The following is a 16,710-nucleotide window of genomic DNA, read 5'->3' as shown; positions in this document are numbered from 1 at the left end:
TTGTGACAAGACAGGCTGGCCGGTATGCTCTTTAGCTATACTCAAAGTCGTTTTTTCACCATTTCGCCGTCGGGAGCCACCATTCATCTTTCATCGCTTCTTTTGCTGCTGGCCTCTGCCGTTCTGACGGTGGTGGCGTGCCGGAGTCTGAAACTGCCCGCCATGCTGGGTTATCTGGTCGTGGGCATGTTGATCGGGCCGCACGCGCTCGGATTTATTGATACCTCTACCGGTGCTGAACATCTGGCCGAGTTCGGCGTTGTTTTCCTGATGTTCACGCTGGGGCTTGAATTTAATCTGGCGCGACTGATGGCCATGCGCAAAGTGGTGTTTGGCCTGGGCTTTAGTCAGGTGGTTGCCACCGCCTTGCTGGTGTGTGCGGTGACCCGGATCGGCGGCGGAGGCTGGATTACCGGTCTGGCGCTGGGTGGCGCCCTGGCCATGTCGTCAACGGCCATGGTGTCCAAACTGCTGGCTGAACGCAATGAACTCAACGCGCCGCATGGCTTGAATGCCATCGGCGTGTTGTTATTCCAGGATCTGGCCGTGGTGCCGATGCTGATCATGACGCCGGCACTGAGCCGGCCGGCTAGCGAGATGTTCTATGCGCTGGGTCTGGCGGCGGTAAAAATTGGCATTGTGCTGTTCTTGTTGCTGTATCTGGGGCAGAAATTGATGCGGCCGTGGTTCAACCTGGTGGCGCGGCAGCACTCCAGCGAACTGTTCATGATCAACCTCTTGTTCATCACGCTGGGTATTGCCTGGCTGACCGATCTGGCCGGGTTGTCGATGGCGCTGGGCGCATTCCTCGCCGGCATGCTGATTGCGGAAACCCAATATCGCTACCAGGTGGAAGACGATATCCGCCCATTCCGTGACCTGTTGCTGGGTTTGTTCTTTGTCACGGTCGGCATGAATCTGGATTTCCATACCTTGCTGCGGCAGTGGTGGCTGGTACTGGTGGTGCTGGCGTTGATGGGCCCGGGCAAGATGATGCTGATTGCTGGCCTGGCCCGCTTGTTTGGCTCGGCACCGGGCCCCAGCTTGCGAACCGGCTTTACGCTGGGGCAAGGGGGTGAGTTTGCCTTCGTGCTGCTGGCGCTGTCGGCCAGCAATGGTTTGATTTCTGCCGAACTGCAGCAAGCCACCATCGCCGGGATTGTCCTTTCCATGCTGGCCACGCCCTTTGTCATCCAGCACAGCGACAAGCTGGTGCTCCGCCTGGCCAGTTCTGAATGGATGAACATGGCGGCCAACCTGCATCAGATTGCTGTGCGTTCCATGGGTGCGCAAGGTCACGTCGTGTTGTGCGGTTATGGTCGTAGTGGTCAGTCGTTGGCCCGCTTGCTGACCCAGGAAAATATTCCGTTCTTTGCCCTGGACCTTGATCCCGAAGTGGTGCGTGAAGCGGGTGCAGCGGGGGACTCGGTCGTTTATGGCGATGCCGCCAAGCGTGAAGTGTTGCTGGCAGCGGGCCTGATGCGCGCCCGTGCGCTGGTGGTGACCTATGCGGACACGCACTCGGCACTACAGATTCTGGAACTGGCCAAGCAATTGCGCCCGGATTTGCCGGTGATCGTGCGGACCTACGATGAATCTGACATCGACAAGCTCAAGGCCGCCGGTGCCGCGGAAGTGGTGGCAGAAATCCTGGAAGGCAGTCTGATGCTGGCATCGCACACCCTGATGTTGCTGGGTACCCCGCTGAACCGCGTGCTTAAACGGATTCGCGAGGTGCGGGAAGCACGCTACCAGATGTTCCGTGGTTTTTTCCGCAGTGTGAACGATGATCTGGAAGGTACAGAGCGCACACAGCCGCGCTTGCACAGCGTGCACCTGATCAAGGGCGCGGCTGCGATTGGCCGCAAACTGGCCGATCTGGACTTGCATGCCATGCATGTGGAAGTGAAAAACCTGCGCCGCACCAATCTGCCAGCATGGGTGCCTGAGCCAGATATGGAATTGCAGGAAGGTGATGTGCTGGTATTGCTGGGCGAGCCAGAAAATCTCTCTGCCGCCGAAATGCTGTTGTTGGGCGGTGGCCGGCGCTAGGCAAGGCGGACCCATGAAAAAAGCCGCAGCAAACGCTGCGGCTTTTTATTTTTTGGTGCGCTGACGAGCACGGATTAACGCTGGGCGATCCTTGGCCGGCGGCCAATCTTGACCTCCAGCGTGATGTCCTTGCCGTTGCGGAACAAATGCATCGGCGCGGTTTCATCGGGCTTGAGTGCGGCCACCTGGTTGAGCATGGCGGAAGAATCCTGAATATCCTTGCCGGCGACAGAGAGCAAAATGTCGCCGGGACGAATGCCGGATTTATCCGCCGGGCTGCCGCGTACCACACCGGCAATCAGTGCCCCATGTGCTTGCTTGAGTTTGAAGCTGGCGGCCAGTTCCGGGGTGACATCCTGGGCTTCCACACCCAGCCAGCCGCGGGTGACCTTGCCGTCTTTGATAATGGCTTCCATTACCTGTTTGACCGTCGAGGCCGGAATGGCAAAGCCAATCCCCAGGCTGCCGCCAGACTGCGAATAGATCGCCGCATTGATCCCGACCAGATTGCCGTCCGTATCGACCAGCGCCCCACCCGAGTTACCCGGATTGATTGGGGCATCGGTCTGGATGAAGTTCTCGAACGTATTGATACCCAGTTGGGAGCGTCCGAGCGCCGAGACAATGCCCATGGTCACGGTCTGGCCGACGCCAAACGGGTTGCCAATGGCCAGCACCACATCACCCACTTGCAGCTTGTCGCCATCGGCAAACGCAATGGGCGGCAGAATGCCTTCATCGACCTTGATCACGGCCAGGTCGGTATCCGGATCGGCCCCGACCACCTTGGCCTCCGCCGTGCGACCATCGGCCAGCGCCACCTCGATCTCGTCCGCAGACTCCACCACATGGTTGTTGGTAATGATGTAGCCCTTGTCCGAGACGATCACGCCGGAGCCCAGGCTGGATGCCCGCTGCGCATCGTCATTGCCAAAGAAACGACGAAAGGCCGGATCGTTGAGCATGGGATGCCGTGAAGAGCGCACTTCTTTGGAGGTATAAATATTGACCACGGCTGGCATGGCCCGATGCGCCGCGCCGCTATAGCTCGTCACCGCGTGTGCGGCCGGCGCGGATGCGGCGACGCTTTGCGGTGCAGACGCGACATTACCCTCATGCAGCGTGATCACCTCGCGGATCGCGCGAGGTTGTAGCCACTGCGGATAGAGGATCGTGGCAAGGAACCAGATCGCAAGCCCGACCGTAGTGGTTTGTGCGAAAATCAACCAGAGTTTTCTCATAGGAACGCGGTTCAATGCCGGTGAACAGACAGGTACTGGAAAAGTATATCGAACAATATTTATCCGTATCGCGCTTTCGGGATTATTGTCCCAATGGCGTGCAGGTAGAAGGCCGCGAAACGATAACGCGGATCGCGACCGCAGTCACCGCCAGCCTCGCCGCCATTCACCTCGCCATTGAGGCAGGGGCGGATGCCTTGCTGGTCCACCATGGTTATTTCTGGAAAGGCGAGGCGCAAGCCATCGTCCGCACCAAAAAAGCCCGGATCGCGGCGCTGCTGGCAGCTGATCTTAACCTCTTTGCCTATCATCTGCCGCTCGACGCGCATCCGGAGGTCGGCAATAACGCAACGCTGGGTCAGTTGATGGGCGTCACGGCGGAGCGCTTTTTCGGTGATCAGGACCTGGGCTGCATTGGCAACTTCCCGGTGCCGGTGACCGTAGGGCAATTGGCCGCCCGGCTGGAGTCCGCGACGGGCCGGGTGCCGCTGATCCTCGGGCCGTCTGATCGGGAACTGCGTCGTATCGGCTGGTGTACAGGCGGCGCGCAAAGTTTTTTTCACGAAGCTGCTACGCTGGATATTGATTGTTTTGTATCCGGTGAGAGTTCTGAGTTTGTCACCCACCTTGCGGCCGAATCCGGCATTACCTATCTGGCCGCCGGCCACCATGCCACCGAGCGCGGCGGCGTGCGCGCACTGGGTGATCACCTGGCTGCACAGTTCAATCTGGATGTTATTCACCTGGAAGTCCCTAATCCGGTATGAAGAAATTGATCTCGCTCAAATTTGCGCGTCGTCACGCCGTCCGCGTAACTGCTTTTTCCTTTAGCCTTCTGCTCGCCGCATGTGCCACCCCGCCCGCCGACAATACCGGTAAGGCGGCAGGTGCAGGCGGCACACCGCAACCTGTCCCCGAAACGAAGCTTCCCGCTGCCGGCCCGGCGCCCACGGTGCTGATTTCAGGCCGCAAACCGCAAGCGATTCTTGATGACATTGTCAAATATCGAACCGGTAAGGGCATGAAGCTCAAGAACCGCAGCAGCATGAAAGTAGAGTTCGCGGAAACCATCGCCAATGCAAGCCAGCCGACAGAAGCGCGGATGGTCTATTTGTTGAGTCCGGCGGGTAAAGGGTTGAATCTTTCGGCAAGAGTCTTCCAGGTCAGCTATCCTGGAACGGCCAGGGAGCGCGTTGCGGAAATCACCAGTGTCGTTGCGGACAAACTGGCCAGGGAGCTGGCTGGTTACAACACCAGCACAGGCTGGTAAGCCATTGTTGTGCATACGGCTTTTAGTTCAGCCGCACGTCGGGTAGTATTTCTGCTGTCTTACGAGCAGCATCGGCCACGATCACGCTGCAGCGTGGCCTGGTCTTTGTTTCTTGTTCCATAATTTGTCAGGGATGGGGTTATGAGTGACCAGCACGTTGATAACGGCAAACGTCGGTTTCTGCTTCTGGCCAGTAGTGGGGCGGGGGCAGTTGCCGTAGCAGGAATTGCAACACCCTTCATTGCAAGTTTTCTGCCATCCGAGCGCGCCAAGGCGGCGGGCGCACCGGTTGAAGTAGATATCAGCAAGCTCGAAATGGGGCAGAAAATCAACGTCGAGTGGCGTGGCAAACCGGTCTGGGTTGTCAAACGCACCAAAGAAATGCTCGACAATCTGCCCAAGCTGGACAGCAAACTGTCCGATCCCAAGTCAGATTCCAGCGATCAGCCGGATTACGCCCATAACGAGTGGCGTTCTCTCAAGCCGGATATCTGGATCGCCGTGGGCGTCTGTACCCACCTGGGCTGTTCGCCAACCTACCGTCCTGATCTGGCCCCGGCGGACCTGGGCGCAGACTGGCTGGGCGGCTATTACTGCCCCTGTCATGGCTCGAAGTACGACCTTGCCGGTCGCGTCTATTCCGGTGTGCCGGCTCCCCTGAACCTGCCGATCCCGCCTTACAAGTTCCTGACCGATACCAGCCTGCGTATCGGCGACGACAAGTAACCGGCACCTACAGAGGCTTCAGACATGAGCAAAGCACAACAGTTAATGAACTGGGTCGATGATCGCTTTCCGGTGACGGCGACCTGGAAGGCGCAGATGTCGGAATACTACGCGCCCAAGAACTTCAACTTCTGGTACTTCTTTGGTTCGCTGGCGCTGCTGGTGCTGGTGATCCAGATTGTTACCGGTATTTTCCTGACCATGAACTACAAGCCGGATGGCTCGCTCATTCCGGGCACCAGCATCTCGGTGGCGTTCAATTCGGTTGAATACATCATGCGGGATGTCGCGGGTGGCTGGATCATCCGTTACATGCATTCCACTGGCGCCTCGATGTTCTTCGTCGTGGTGTATCTGCACATGTTCCGCGGGCTGATTTACGGCTCGTTCCAGAGACCGCGTGAACTGGTGTGGGTATTTGGTTCGCTGGTGTTCCTGTGCCTGATGGCCGAAGCCTTCCTTGGTTACCTGCTGCCATGGGGTCAGATGTCGTTCTGGGGGGCGCAGGTGATCGTGAACCTGTTCTCGTCCATCCCCCTGATCGGGCCGGATCTCTCGACCTTTATCCGTGGCGACTTCGTGGTGTCAGACGTCACGCTCAACCGCTTCTTTGCCCTGCACGTGATTGCCGTGCCGCTGGTGCTGCTGGCGCTGGTGGTGGCGCACTTGATTGCCTTGCATGAAGTGGGTTCCAACAACCCTGATGGCGTGGATATCAAGAAGCACAAAGACCCGAAAACCGGCATCCCGCTCGATAGCGTACCGATGCACCCGCATTACACGGTCAAGGATATCGTGGGCGTGGTGGTGTTCCTGATCGTGTTCAGCACCATCGTGTTCTTCAAGCCCAATATGTTCGGGTACTTCCTGGAAGACAACAATTTCATCCCGGCAGATCCGCTCAAGACCCCGCCGCATATTGCGCCGGTGTGGTACTTCACCCCGTTCTACGCCATTTTGCGCGCGGTGCCGTCCTTCCTTGGCTCGCAAGTGTGGGGTGTGCTGGCCATGGGCGCTGCGGTGGTGGTGATTGCGCTCTTGCCGTGGCTGGATCGTGCGCCGGTCAAGTCCATCCGTTATCGCGGGCCGGTTTTCAAGGTAGCGATCGTGCTGTTCCTGATTGCCTTTATTGGTCTGGGCATTCTGGGTACCTTGCCGCCAACCGATATCCGCACACTCGTCTCCCGGATTTTGTCGTTCGTTTACTTCGGTTTCTTTATCGGCATGCCTTTCTATACCAAGGCAGACAGTTACAAGCCGGTGCCTGACCGGACAACCAATGCAACAACCGAACAGAAGGTCCGTTTCTTCATCTATGTCGCGATTACGCTGGTCTTGACCGCGCTCTTCGCCAAAGTGATCTAAGGACACCCGCAGCCATGAAACTGAACCTACGAGTCTGGCTTGTTGCTGCAGTACTGTGCCTGCCGCTGGCCGCGTTTGCCGAAGAAGAGGGCGGGCCGGCCCTGGACAAGGCCCCGGTTAACCTGCAGGACGTTGAGTCGTTGCAGCGCGGTGCGCAAACCTTCACCAACTATTGTTTGTCGTGTCATGGCGCAGCCTTGCTGCGTTATAACCGCCTGACCGATCTGGGCCTGACGGAAGACCAGATCAAAAAGAACCTGATGTTTACCACCGACAAGGTGGGTAACCCCATGCGGGTCGCCATGCAGGTGAACGACGCCAAGGTCTGGCTGGGCGCTGCCCCCCCTGACCTGTCGGTAGAAGCCCGCGCCCGTGGTGCGGACTGGCTGTATACCTACCTGCGTTCGTTCTACCGTGACGATAGCCGCCCTACGGGCTGGAATAATCTGGTGTTCGACAAGGTGGGCATGCCGCACGTGCTGTGGGAACTGCAAGGCATACAGGAGCCCGTGTACAAGACCGAGAAGGTCAATGGCAAGGATGTGCAGGAGCTTGAGAAGCTGAAGCTGGTCAAAACCGGTCTGTTGACGCGCCTGGACGGTGACAATGTGGACTCCGCCGAGTACGACAAGCGTGTGGGCGATCTGGTGAACTTCATGGTGTACATGAGTGAGCCAGCGCAAGTTCACCGCGAACAGATTGGCTACGCAGTGCTCTTGTTCCTGATCTTTATCCTGTTCCCGCTGGTGTATTTGCTCAAGCTGGATTACTGGAAAGACGTAGAGCACTAAGTCCTTCTTGCACCAGGGAAAAACGGAGCTGCGGCTCCGTTTTTTCATGCCGGTTTGCAGGGTTGCCAGCCCAGGTGTTGTGTTTTAATTTGTTGATATTTCTCTTTAATATCACTGGCTTATCAAGCAAATTCTGGCTTTGTATCAACAAAATCTTTACAATTTAGCGTTTTGCATTACTGATCTTTCGGAGAAACCCGCTCATGATGAAGCTGTATTCCGGCACTTCCTGCCCGTTCAGCCACCGTTGCCGTATCGTGTTGTTCGAAAAAGGCATGGATTTCGAAATCATCGATGTCGATGTCCACAGCAAGCCGGAAGACCTCGCGGTCATGAACCCGTACAACGAAGTACCGGTTCTGGTCGAACGTGATCTGACCCTGTACGAATCCAACATCATCAACGAATACATTGATGAGCGTTTCCCGCACCCGCAACTGATGCCGGTTGATCCGGTCATGCGTGCCCGTGCCCGCCTGATGCTCTTCAACTTTGAACGTGAACTGTTTGTCCACGTCAAAACCCTGGAAGACGGCACTGCCACCAAGAAGGCGCAGGACACCGCGCGTGTGACCATTCGCGATAACCTGACCCAGATTGCGCCGCTGTTTGCCAAGCAAAAGTACATGCTGGGCGAAGAGTTCTCCATGCTGGACGTAGCCATTGCTCCGCTGCTGTGGCGCTTTGAGCACTACGGCATTGAAGTGACCAAGCCGCTGGCCTCCATCCTCAAGTACGGTGAGCGTCTGTTTAGCCGTCAAGCGTTCATCGACTCGTTGACCGCCAACGAAAAAGCGATGCGTAAATAAACATAGAATGTGAATGATACGGGCCGCCGTTGCTGGCGGCCCTGTCGTTTTGCAGACCATCGGGGTACATTCATGTCTTCTGTATCGACCAAACCCTATCTGATCCGCGCCATTCACGAGTGGTGTTCAGACCACGATTTCACGCCTTACCTGGTGGTTGCCGTCCGCGGCGAAATGCAGGTGCCGATGGAGTACGTGAAGAATGGCGAGATCGTCCTGAATATCAGCTATAACGCCAGCCGCAATCTGAACCTGGGCAATGACTATGTGTCGTTTTCTGCCCGGTTCAATGGTGTCTCCCGCGACATCATGATCCCGGTTGGGGCGGTGGTTTCCATTTTCTCGCGCGAGAATGGCGAGGGCATGGGTTTTGAATATGAAGCGCCGCCGGAAGAAACACCGGTGGCCAGCACGCCCACTTTGCAAACCGCATCGACCAGTCATGATGCGGGCAAAGAGGACGATGACGATGAACCGCCACGGCCGCCGGCTGGGCGTTCACACCTGCGTGTGGTCAAGTAAGCGCAGCAGTCATCAACAAAAACCCCGTCCTTTGGACGGGGTTTTTGTTTTCCGGCTGGCCAGGGTGGGATGTTTGCGCCGATGTGGGGCATAAGATCTATTTTTGTTTGTAATTTCGCACCATTTTTGCGCTTTATGACTATTTTTTGAGTCTATGTTTTTGTGTTTACTACATCTTCGTGTTCGCGGCCGATGCGTTTTGTTTTATTAGATCGTTGGTTTGTATAAATAAAAAGTGTTTTCATCAGGTGGTTTCTGTGATGTTCATCATAAAAAATGTAGTTTTTCAGATAAACGTATGAAATTTAGTTACGTAATCAAACTACATTTGATGTATGATGAAGTCATTGAATAAGTCGCCTGAAGGAGAACTACCATGAGTATCAGCATCCCGTTTTTTGGCAAGATTGGTTCCGATGACGTCAAGCTTGAGCCGAACATGCGTGTGAACCGTGCTGGTGGCCTGGTGGGTCCGGAACAGGTTGATGGCATTGTCATGTACCAGGTGGGTGGCCGCGCCAAGGTGTGCTGGGGCCCGGGTAATTCCCGCATGGAAAAGGTCCGCGACCTGACCCTGATCGTGGAATAAGCGGTCAGTGCATTTGTAGTTCAGGCCATAAAAAAAGCCCCGATACATCGGGGCTTTTTTTATGGCGGTGGCCGCAGGCATCAAGCTTCGCCAGTCGTGGCCGTGACCACGGCTTGAGCCTCATTGCTTGCGTTGTCCTGGGCATCCGCAATGGCGGCTGCAACTTCTTCTGCCACGGCGGCGATGGAACGGCGTTGCATTACGGCGGCATAGAAGCCATCGGTCCCGTGCACAATCGGGGTCAAGCGCAGATCGGGGCCCTCGAGCGGCAATTCCACTTTCTCTTTGGCCAGCAAAGTGCGCACGTCCACACGCTCGAACTCCGGATGCGTAGCGAGGAAAGCATCCACGATCGCGCTGTTTTCAGACTCCAGGATACTGCAGGTGGCGTAAACCAGTCGGCCCCCGGTTTTCACCAGGCGAGCCGCAGAGGCCAGGATGGAGGCCTGCTTGGCATTGAGTTCAGCCACGCCCGTACCGCTTTGACGGTATTTTAGGTCCGGATTGCGGCGCAGCGTACCCAGGCCCGAGCAAGGCGCGTCCACCAGCACCGCATCCATCTTGCCGGCCAGGCGCTTGATTTTCTGGTCATTTTCCGAGGCAATCAGTTGTGATTGCACATTGGATAAACCGGAGCGCGCCAGGCGCGGTTTGAGGTTGGCGAGGCGTTTTTCCGAAATATCAAACGCATACAGACGGCCCGTGGACTGCATTTGCGCACCCAGCGCCAGGGTCTTGCCACCTGCGCCGGCGCAGAAGTCGGTCACCATCTGACCACGGCGGACTCCGGTCAGCAGCGTCAGTAACTGGCTACCTTCATCTTGCACTTCATACAGGCCGCCCAGAAAACCGGGGTGGCGTGACAGCGAGGGCTTGCCGCCCAGGCGAATCCCCCACGGAGAATACGGCGTGGCCTCGGCCTGGAAATGTTCTGCTTGCAGTTGTTCCAGCAGGGCGTCGCGTTTGTTCTTCAAAAGGTTGGCGCGGATATCCAGTGGGGCTGGCTGACCCAGACCCAGACCCAGTTGCAGAATCTCCTCGTCCGTGCGGCTTTCTGCGTGCAAAGCGTCAACAATCCACTGCGGGAAACCAGCACGTACAGCAAGCGGCGCGTCGGCCAGGTTTTTGCCTTTCCAGGTTTTGGCCAGCTCAAGCTGGTCTTCCCGGTAGAACGTGGAGAGTTCCTTGATGGTGTGCTTTTCCACTGCGGCATGCCAGGCCAGCAGCCACAGGCGGCCGCCGGCTTCTTCACCCGCGATCCATTTCAGTTTGGGCAGGGCGCGCAATACGCCAAACACCGTTTCGGCGATGACGGCGCGATCCCGGGAGCCCAGTTTTTTGTGTTCGCGAAACAGGCGCGACATGCAGACATCGGCCGGAGCGGTGAAGGGCAGGATTTGCTCAAGCGCATCAAGAATGGCGTTGAACTGGATAGAGGTAAGCAGCATGTTGTTTTGCCTGATTTGTGTCTTATGCAGATGCGCTGCGACGTCAAACGCCGGTCGCAGCCAGAAAAGCGGTTCAGTCGTCTTTACCGGGGGAATCGGTGGGTGAAGGGGCGTCGAGGACAGATTTGCCGTCGATTTCGACCTCAGTGGCCCACAAGTCCAGCGGTGCGTCGTTGCCCAGGTTGAAAACCATTCTTACCGGCAGGTTAGACCATTGTGGCGCCAGCCAGAAATCAAATACACGATCTTCAAAGGTGCCGCGTACGAGGATCACCTTGACCACCTTGCCCCCCACGCGCCAGTTTTTCTCTTCCTGAACCTCAAAGGCGACATTGGGGTACATCTTGCGCCCGCTGGTCATGGAAAAACTGAAATTACGCTTGGGCGCGCCAGCGATCGCCAACTGGAAGGCGGTGGAAAAAAGATCCTGAGTCCCCTTGTCCAGCGTTTCTGTGCTGGCTTTGTCGCCATCGCGCAGATTGATTTGATGGTTGGCCCAGTCAAACTGCGCTTCGTTCTGCAGTTTGCCATCTTTCACATCGGTAAAGTGTTCCGGCGCCAGTCCATCCTTGCCCAGCAAGCCGTCACTGGTAAACGCGCGGGTACGCCCAAACAGGCTGGCAGCCAGTTTGAGCGAATAACGTCCGTCAGCGGTTTGCCATTTCAGGCGCATGGGAATCGGCAGGCCGCGATAAACGTAGGTGATCTCCAGATTATGCGGGAAATCGGTGGCAGGCCGTACCGGGGCCGCCGCCTGGACAGGTAGCGCGCACAGGGCAAGTAACAGGGTGAGCAGGCAGAGCAATCGGGGTTTCATCAGGTTCATCCTTGTTCAGCCACCACGCGGGCCACGCGGGTTATCAAGGCCCGGAGGCGGGGATTCGAGCAGCGTCTGGCCGTCGACATCGAGATCACTGGCATACACATCATAGGTGTCTTTCCCCACGTTCAGGATCATGCGCACGGGCAGGTTGTGCCATTGCGGGGCCAGCCAGAAATCAAACACCCGATCTTCAAAGGTGCCACGCAACAAAATGGCATCCACATCCTTGCCGGAAAGTCGCAGTGTTTTCTCGCCCATCACCTGAAAGGCGACGTTGGCGTACACCTTGCGCCCACTGGCGAGAGAGAACGTAAACGAGGGCAGGCTGGCGCCTTGCAAGGCGAACTGGAAGGCGGCGGAAAACAGATCCTGATCGCCAGGTTGCAGTGGCGCCTCAATGGTTTTGTCGCCATCGTGCAGTACAAATTTTTGCTGATCCCATTCAAACAGCGCTTCGTTTTGCAGCTTGCCGTCACGCGTATCGCTGAACCGCTCCGGCGCAAGGCCGCGTTTGCCAATGGTGCCGACGCTGCTGAAGGTGCGGCTGCGGCCAAACATGGCTGCGCCGATCTGTAGTGAATAGCGGCCGTCGCCCGCAGTCCAGGTCAGCCTGGCCGGAAAACCTTTCCAGCGATAGGTGATATGGACGAGTTTGGGGAAGGCATTGTTAATGACCGGCATGGCCGCAACGGCAGAAGCGGGGGGCGCCGCCCTGGCCACGGCAGAGGCCGCGCTGGCGGCGTGGGCGGGTGCAGAGGCCACCGCCACCGCGCTGGCATGCGCAGGCGCACTGGCTGTGTTACCAAACCAGGATTGCGGCGCGGAGGCGGTCAGGCTGGCGATGACGACCGGAGGACGCGTCACTGCGGGCGTGCTGGCCGGCACACGGACGGGCTTCGGTTTGCGTTTGGGGGCCGGCGTTGGCGTTGGTTCGGCCGTGGCCACGACGACCGGCTTGGGTGGTGGCGCTTTGGGCATCAACCAGACCGTCTGGATGTCCGGGCGTTTGATGTTTTTCAGTTCGTCCGGCAGCTTTTTTTCGTCTTCCCAATCCTGGCTTTTGAGTTTATGCGCGGGTTTGCGCAGCTTCTCATTGGGCTTGTCGGGAGAGGTGTTGGTGAAATAGTCGTACAGCAGGTCACCGGTGGCCGAGAAAATGTGCGTCAGCAACGACAACACAAAGGCAACCACCAGCAGAAGACGGGAGGCGCGCCAGCGGGAGGACGCGCCGGACTTTGTCATGCGCGGGTCGGGCCCACGCGTACGCGATGGCCCTCAATGGTCAATCGGTCTTCAACAAACCAGCGCACGGCCAGCGGGTAGAGCTGGTGTTCTTCTTGCAGCACGCGCGCGGCCAGTTGCTCGGCGGTGTCATCTTCCAGGACCGGTACGGCAGCCTGGGCGATGATGGGGCCATGATCCAGCTCTGCGGTCACAAAATGGACCGTACAACCGGCCAGTTTCACGCCCTCATCGATGGCGCGCTGATGGGTGTTCAGGCCGGTGAAAGAGGGTAACAGCGACGGGTGCACGTTGATCAGTCGCCCCGCGTAATGGTTCACAAAGGTCGGGGTGAGAATGCGCATGAATCCGGCCAGAACCACAAGGTCTGGCGTATAGCTATCGATCAGTCGGGCCAGTTCGGCGTCGAATGCATCCCGGCTGTCAAAGCTGCGATGATCGAGTGCGGCTGTTGCAATACCGCGCTCTGCCGCCCAGGTCAGCCCTTCCGCGGCTGGCCGGTTGGAAATGACTGCGGCGATGCGCGCATCAGGAATGGCGGCCTCGACGATCTTGCGCATATTGCTGCCGCGACCGGAAACCAGAATGACGATGTTTTTGGACATGTGAGGTGTAGTGCGCGAGAGATGCCGGAGCGCAGACTTTGTGTCCTCGCACCCCGGCAAATCTGCTGCGTCGCGTCAGGCGACCTGGGTCTGGTGCTCGTCGCCGTTGCGCTCGCGCACCGCGCCAATGCGGTACACGGTCTCGCCTTCGGCCTGGAGCAACTGGGTAGCTGCATCGGCCTCACCTGCGCCGACAATCACCACCATGCCAATGCCGCAGTTGAAGGTGCGGTACATTTCCGCCGCCGCCACACCGCCTTTCTCTTGCAGCCACTGGAACAGCTTGGGCATGGCCCAGCTCTTGGCGTCGATCTGGGCCACGGTGTTTTCCGGCAGTACGCGCGGCACGTTTTCAGAGATGCCACCGCCGGTGATGTGGGCCATGCCCTTGACTGGCAGGGTCTGCATCAGTTTCAAGAGTGGCTTGACGTAGATGCGCGTCGGGGCCATGACCACATCAGCCAGCGACTTGCCGTTTTCGAACTCGGCTGCGTAATCGGCTTCCGAGAGATGCAGAATCTTGCGCACCAGCGAGTAACCGTTGGAGTGTGCGCCATTGGAGGCCAGACCCAGCACCACGTCGCCCGGCTGAATGGTTTTGCCGGTGATGATATTGGCCTTTTCGACCACACCCACGGCAAAGCCGGCCAGATCGTATTCACCCACCGGGTACATACCTGGCATTTCAGCGGTTTCGCCGCCGATCAGCGCGCAACCGGCTTGTTCACAGCCGTGGGCAATGCCACGGATCACTTCGGTAGCCGCATCGACATCAAGCTTGCCGCAGGCAAAGTAATCCAGAAAGAACAGCGGTTCTGCGCCTTGCACCAGAATATCGTTCACGCTCATGGCGACCAGATCGATACCGACGGTGTCGTGACGATTCAGTTCAAAGGCCAGCTTGAGCTTGGTGCCCACGCCATCGGTGCCGGAAACCAGCACGGGCTCTTTGAACTTTTTGGAGATTTCCACCATGGCGCCAAAGCCGCCCAGACCGCCCAGCACTTCCGGGCGCATGGTGCGCTTGGCATACGGTTTGATGTTTTCAACAAGTTGATCGCCAGCGTCAATATCAACGCCTGCGTCGCGGTAGCTCAAGCCGGTGGGGGTGGTGGTCATGTTGTATATGGCCTCGTGGTCCAGATCAGGTGGGCGTGCTTAGAATCGCTAACAAAACCCGGCCAGTGTCGTTGCACCGGGTTTTGTTAGCGGCCCTTAATGGCGGGATTGGTCTGTTACGGCTAGAATTGTGAGCCTTCGCCAAAAGACCAATCCGGGGAGTGGCAAAGAAAATCCGGTGCAGCATCGCTGGCAATGGATAGGGTGTACCTGGGTACGCCCACCAGTCCGGTTTTTTTAGCCGCTCCACAAAAGGCCAGTATTTTACCGCATCTTTAGATGATACGCCCGACTCCCCGTCTGTTTGCCCTGCAAAATCACCTGGTTGCCGTTCTGCACCGGGCGAACAGGCACGTCTGTGCCTGGCAAAAAGGGGCACGCGGATGAGTGAGCAACTGATTCTGGACCTCTACCTGCCGCAACCGCCCAGCTTTGAAGGCTTTGTGCCGGGCGAGAACGCAGAGCCGCTCTTCATGCTGGCCGAATGGGCGGCCGGTGCCGCGGATATCCGCTTTCTGTATTTGTGGGGCGGGGATGGCGTGGGTAAATCGTACTTGCTGGACGCAGCCGCGGGCCGCCTGGCCGGTGCGCTGGTGATCGATGCCGCGCATGAGGCCCTGCCCGAGCAGATTGATCCTGCCGCTGCGCTGATTGTCGATAACGTTGAAGCGTTGAGCCCGGAACAGCAAATCCGCTTGTTCGACCACTACAACACGCTGCGCGAAGGCAGCGGCCGCTTGCTGGCCGCCGGCCCCATTCCGCCCATGCAACTTGATTTGCGGGATGACCTGACCACGCGCCTGGGTTGGGGATTGGTGTATCAACTCAAGGCTTTGTCAGACGCCGACAAGATTGCCGCGCTCAAAGCACAGGCGCGGGAAGCCGGGTTTGAGTTGCCGTCTGAAGTGGCAGACTACCTCCTGCGCCACACGGCGCGGGATCTGGCCAGTCTGCGCGCGGTGCTGGAGCAAGCCAGCCGCTACGCCTTGTCCATCAAGCGTCCGGTGACGGTGCCGCTGATCCGCGACGTGCTGGCGGGCGATCGCCACGTCTAACGGTCTGGCGCCGCCGGCCGCTCCACAAAATGCACGCTACTGATCAGGTCGTTGTCCACCCGGTAAATGGCCACGGCAGTGACGGTGTGTGATTCCAGTCCGGTAATGATTTCGTGATCAATCACCGTATTGCCAAACACAATGCGGTTTTGTAGTTCAGCGCGCAGGGCGGGGCGGTTGAAGCGGTGCAAGCGGTAGAACGCCGCCAGCGCATAGCGGCCTTCCATATGTGTTTCGTTGGATGGCCAACCGGCAATGCGCACATCCGGCGCATAACAAGCCACAAAGCGATCGGTGTCGTGCGCGTTGTAGGCATCCAGTTGCGCTTGCACAATCGCCTCAGGCGATATGGTGGATTCGGCGCTGATCATGACGTTGTCCTCCCTTGCTGTACCCAATATAGCGCAGGTCAGCGGGGGCTACCGTCTGGTGCTCAAGCCTTGATTTGCAGGGGGACTTCCGGGTTGATGAAGGCTTCGCCCGCCATCAGTTTGTCCATCATGTGCGGGTCATGCCACTCCGCTTTGACCTGCTCGGAAAACACCAGGTCTTGCAGCCGGATCAAGCCCATACGGGGGTTTTCAGCGTCTTCCCGGAACGCCTGGGCGTAACCGGTTTCGGTTTCGTGGGCAATCACCGAATGCAGGCGCACATCGTTCTCGCCATTTTTCATCACGGTGTTTTTGAGGATGGCGTCGATCACCACAAAAAATACGCGGGCAAATTGCTCTGCCGAGGGCGACACCGGCACGCTGATCCAGCGGGCAGAGAATTCTTGCGAGAGGCGGATGTACTCAGGATCGTCCTTGTCCCAGAAACAGATGGCATGGTCGAACGCGTCAATCACGTCTTTGATGGTGCCCTTCATCAGGCCAAAGTCGTACACCATTTGACCGTTGTCGAGTGCGTGCGCTTCCAGCAGCACTTCCACCTTGTAGCTGTGGCCGTGGATAGAGCGCCGACACCGGTCGGACGAACAATTGCGCACGATATGTGCACTTTCAAATTTGAACAGCTTGCGGATCAGCATGGATAAAACCCGAGTAATGAACT

At 57.9% G+C, this 16,710-nt stretch carries 18 protein-coding genes; 10 read left to right on the top strand and 8 right to left on the bottom strand.

Annotation, left to right across the window (positions count from 1 at the left end; genetic code table 11):
• Nucleotides 1-24: 24 nt before the first annotated feature.
• On the top strand, nt 25-2,052 hold the full coding sequence (locus HNQ50_RS18620) for a monovalent cation:proton antiporter family protein (protein ID WP_184102723.1): 2,028 nt from the start codon (nt 25-27) through the stop codon (nt 2,050-2,052).
• A gap of 74 nt (nt 2,053-2,126) precedes the next feature.
• Here the strand turns inward: HNQ50_RS18620 and HNQ50_RS18615 are convergent, their stop codons facing one another.
• Complete coding sequence (locus HNQ50_RS18615) at nt 2,127-3,293, bottom strand: Do family serine endopeptidase (protein WP_184102722.1); 1,167 nt, start codon at nt 3,291-3,293, stop codon at nt 2,127-2,129.
• Between the two features lie 14 nt (nt 3,294-3,307).
• On the opposite strand from HNQ50_RS18615, the gene HNQ50_RS18610 reads away from it, so the two are divergent.
• The 8 genes from HNQ50_RS18610 (at nt 3,308) to HNQ50_RS18575 (ending at nt 9,365) form a co-directional block, all read left to right on the top strand.
• Nucleotides 3,308-4,060: a Nif3-like dinuclear metal center hexameric protein gene (locus tag HNQ50_RS18610; protein WP_221303255.1), complete on the top strand. Its 753-nt coding sequence runs from the start codon at nt 3,308-3,310 to the stop codon at nt 4,058-4,060.
• Nucleotides 4,057-4,563, top strand: coding sequence for a hypothetical protein (locus tag HNQ50_RS18605; protein ID WP_184102721.1), 507 nt, complete (start codon nt 4,057-4,059; stop codon nt 4,561-4,563). The genes HNQ50_RS18610 and HNQ50_RS18605 overlap by 4 nt, the downstream gene beginning before the upstream one ends.
• A 141-nt stretch (nt 4,564-4,704) precedes the next feature.
• Nucleotides 4,705-5,289 (top strand): ubiquinol-cytochrome c reductase iron-sulfur subunit, encoded by a 585-nt coding sequence (gene petA, locus HNQ50_RS18600; protein WP_184102720.1) that lies wholly within the window; start codon nt 4,705-4,707, stop codon nt 5,287-5,289.
• A gap of 24 nt (nt 5,290-5,313) precedes the next feature.
• Nucleotides 5,314-6,654, top strand: coding sequence for a cytochrome b (locus HNQ50_RS18595; RefSeq protein ID WP_184102719.1), 1,341 nt, complete (start codon nt 5,314-5,316; stop codon nt 6,652-6,654).
• A 14-nt stretch (nt 6,655-6,668) separates the two neighbouring features.
• Nucleotides 6,669-7,445 carry a cytochrome c1 gene (locus tag HNQ50_RS18590; RefSeq protein ID WP_184102718.1) on the top strand — a complete coding sequence of 259 codons (777 nt, stop codon included), beginning with the start codon at nt 6,669-6,671 and terminating at the stop codon, nt 7,443-7,445.
• A gap of 203 nt (nt 7,446-7,648) precedes the next feature.
• Nucleotides 7,649-8,254, top strand: a complete 606-nt coding sequence (locus HNQ50_RS18585) for a glutathione S-transferase N-terminal domain-containing protein (protein ID WP_184102717.1) — start codon at nt 7,649-7,651, stop codon at nt 8,252-8,254.
• 72 nt (nt 8,255-8,326) lie between these two features.
• Nucleotides 8,327-8,776, top strand: coding sequence for a ClpXP protease specificity-enhancing factor (locus HNQ50_RS18580; RefSeq protein ID WP_184102716.1), 450 nt, complete (start codon nt 8,327-8,329; stop codon nt 8,774-8,776).
• 376 nt (nt 8,777-9,152) lie between these two features.
• Nucleotides 9,153-9,365, top strand: a complete 213-nt coding sequence (locus HNQ50_RS18575; RefSeq protein WP_184102715.1) for a hypothetical protein — start codon at nt 9,153-9,155, stop codon at nt 9,363-9,365.
• An 80-nt stretch (nt 9,366-9,445) separates the two neighbouring features.
• On the opposite strand, the gene HNQ50_RS18570 is transcribed toward HNQ50_RS18575, so the two are convergent.
• From HNQ50_RS18570 to purM, 5 genes are all read right to left on the bottom strand, one after another.
• Nucleotides 9,446-10,813 carry an RsmB/NOP family class I SAM-dependent RNA methyltransferase gene (locus HNQ50_RS18570; protein WP_184102714.1) on the bottom strand — a complete coding sequence of 456 codons (1,368 nt, stop codon included), beginning with the start codon at nt 10,811-10,813 and terminating at the stop codon, nt 9,446-9,448.
• Nucleotides 10,814-10,886: 73 nt separating this feature from the next.
• Complete coding sequence (locus HNQ50_RS18565) at nt 10,887-11,630, bottom strand: DUF3108 domain-containing protein (RefSeq protein ID WP_184102713.1); 744 nt, start codon at nt 11,628-11,630, stop codon at nt 10,887-10,889.
• A 15-nt stretch (nt 11,631-11,645) separates the two neighbouring features.
• Nucleotides 11,646-12,878: a DUF3108 domain-containing protein gene (locus tag HNQ50_RS18560; RefSeq protein ID WP_184102712.1), complete on the bottom strand. Its 1,233-nt coding sequence runs from the start codon at nt 12,876-12,878 to the stop codon at nt 11,646-11,648.
• On the bottom strand, nt 12,875-13,483 hold the full coding sequence (purN, locus tag HNQ50_RS18555; protein WP_184102711.1) for a phosphoribosylglycinamide formyltransferase: 609 nt from the start codon (nt 13,481-13,483) through the stop codon (nt 12,875-12,877). Before purN ends, HNQ50_RS18560 begins: the two co-directional genes overlap by 4 nt.
• 75 nt (nt 13,484-13,558) lie before the next feature.
• The gene (purM, locus tag HNQ50_RS18550; RefSeq protein WP_184102710.1) at nt 13,559-14,602 is read right to left on the bottom strand and encodes a phosphoribosylformylglycinamidine cyclo-ligase; all 1,044 of its coding nucleotides are present in this window, start codon (nt 14,600-14,602) and stop codon (nt 13,559-13,561) included.
• Between the two features lie 383 nt (nt 14,603-14,985).
• Here purM and hda point away from each other — a divergent pair, with 383 nt between their 5' ends.
• Nucleotides 14,986-15,657, top strand: coding sequence for a DnaA regulatory inactivator Hda (gene hda / locus HNQ50_RS18545; protein ID WP_184102709.1), 672 nt, complete (start codon nt 14,986-14,988; stop codon nt 15,655-15,657).
• Here the strand turns inward: hda and HNQ50_RS18540 are convergent.
• A complete protein-coding gene (locus tag HNQ50_RS18540) occupies nt 15,654-16,028 on the bottom strand; it encodes a nuclear transport factor 2 family protein (protein WP_221303254.1) in 375 nt (124 codons plus the stop codon). The two genes, hda and HNQ50_RS18540, sit on opposite strands and share 4 nt — an antisense overlap.
• Before the next feature lie 62 nt (nt 16,029-16,090).
• Nucleotides 16,091-16,687: a 6-pyruvoyl trahydropterin synthase family protein gene (locus HNQ50_RS18535; RefSeq protein WP_184102708.1), complete on the bottom strand. Its 597-nt coding sequence runs from the start codon at nt 16,685-16,687 to the stop codon at nt 16,091-16,093.
• Between the last annotated feature and the right edge of the window lie 23 nt (nt 16,688-16,710).

It is taken from the genome of Silvimonas terrae (assembly GCF_014202765.1).
GTDB classification, from domain to species: Bacteria; Pseudomonadota; Gammaproteobacteria; order Burkholderiales; family Chitinibacteraceae; genus Silvimonas; species Silvimonas terrae.
Note: the sequence above shows the minus strand (reverse complement) of the source record. Positions and strands in the feature narration are given on the sequence as shown.

Bases quoted from the DNA above. Each gene is read 5' to 3' on its own strand.
- HNQ50_RS18605 (WP_184102721.1), top strand. From the start codon at position 4,057: ATGAAGAAATTGATCTCGCTCAAATTTGCGCGTCGTCACGCCGTCCGC.
- HNQ50_RS18535 (WP_184102708.1), bottom strand. From the start codon at position 16,687: ATGCTGATCCGCAAGCTGTTCAAATTTGAAAGTGCACATATCGTGCGC.
- HNQ50_RS18560 (WP_184102712.1), bottom strand. From the start codon at position 12,878: ATGACAAAGTCCGGCGCGTCCTCCCGCTGGCGCGCCTCCCGTCTTCTG.
- HNQ50_RS18565 (WP_184102713.1), bottom strand. From the start codon at position 11,630: ATGAAACCCCGATTGCTCTGCCTGCTCACCCTGTTACTTGCCCTGTGC.
- HNQ50_RS18610 (WP_221303255.1), top strand. From the start codon at position 3,308: ATGCCGGTGAACAGACAGGTACTGGAAAAGTATATCGAACAATATTTA.
- HNQ50_RS18595 (WP_184102719.1), top strand. From the start codon at position 5,314: ATGAGCAAAGCACAACAGTTAATGAACTGGGTCGATGATCGCTTTCCG.
- HNQ50_RS18620 (WP_184102723.1), top strand. From the start codon at position 25: ATGCTCTTTAGCTATACTCAAAGTCGTTTTTTCACCATTTCGCCGTCG.
- HNQ50_RS18540 (WP_221303254.1), bottom strand. From the start codon at position 16,028: ATGATCAGCGCCGAATCCACCATATCGCCTGAGGCGATTGTGCAAGCG.
- HNQ50_RS18615 (WP_184102722.1), bottom strand. From the start codon at position 3,293: ATGAGAAAACTCTGGTTGATTTTCGCACAAACCACTACGGTCGGGCTT.
- purM (WP_184102710.1), bottom strand. From the start codon at position 14,602: ATGACCACCACCCCCACCGGCTTGAGCTACCGCGACGCAGGCGTTGAT.
- purN (WP_184102711.1), bottom strand. From the start codon at position 13,483: ATGTCCAAAAACATCGTCATTCTGGTTTCCGGTCGCGGCAGCAATATG.
- HNQ50_RS18585 (WP_184102717.1), top strand. From the start codon at position 7,649: ATGATGAAGCTGTATTCCGGCACTTCCTGCCCGTTCAGCCACCGTTGC.
- HNQ50_RS18590 (WP_184102718.1), top strand. From the start codon at position 6,669: ATGAAACTGAACCTACGAGTCTGGCTTGTTGCTGCAGTACTGTGCCTG.
- HNQ50_RS18580 (WP_184102716.1), top strand. From the start codon at position 8,327: ATGTCTTCTGTATCGACCAAACCCTATCTGATCCGCGCCATTCACGAG.
- hda (WP_184102709.1), top strand. From the start codon at position 14,986: ATGAGTGAGCAACTGATTCTGGACCTCTACCTGCCGCAACCGCCCAGC.
- HNQ50_RS18575 (WP_184102715.1), top strand. From the start codon at position 9,153: ATGAGTATCAGCATCCCGTTTTTTGGCAAGATTGGTTCCGATGACGTC.
- petA (WP_184102720.1), top strand. From the start codon at position 4,705: ATGAGTGACCAGCACGTTGATAACGGCAAACGTCGGTTTCTGCTTCTG.
- HNQ50_RS18570 (WP_184102714.1), bottom strand. From the start codon at position 10,813: ATGCTGCTTACCTCTATCCAGTTCAACGCCATTCTTGATGCGCTTGAG.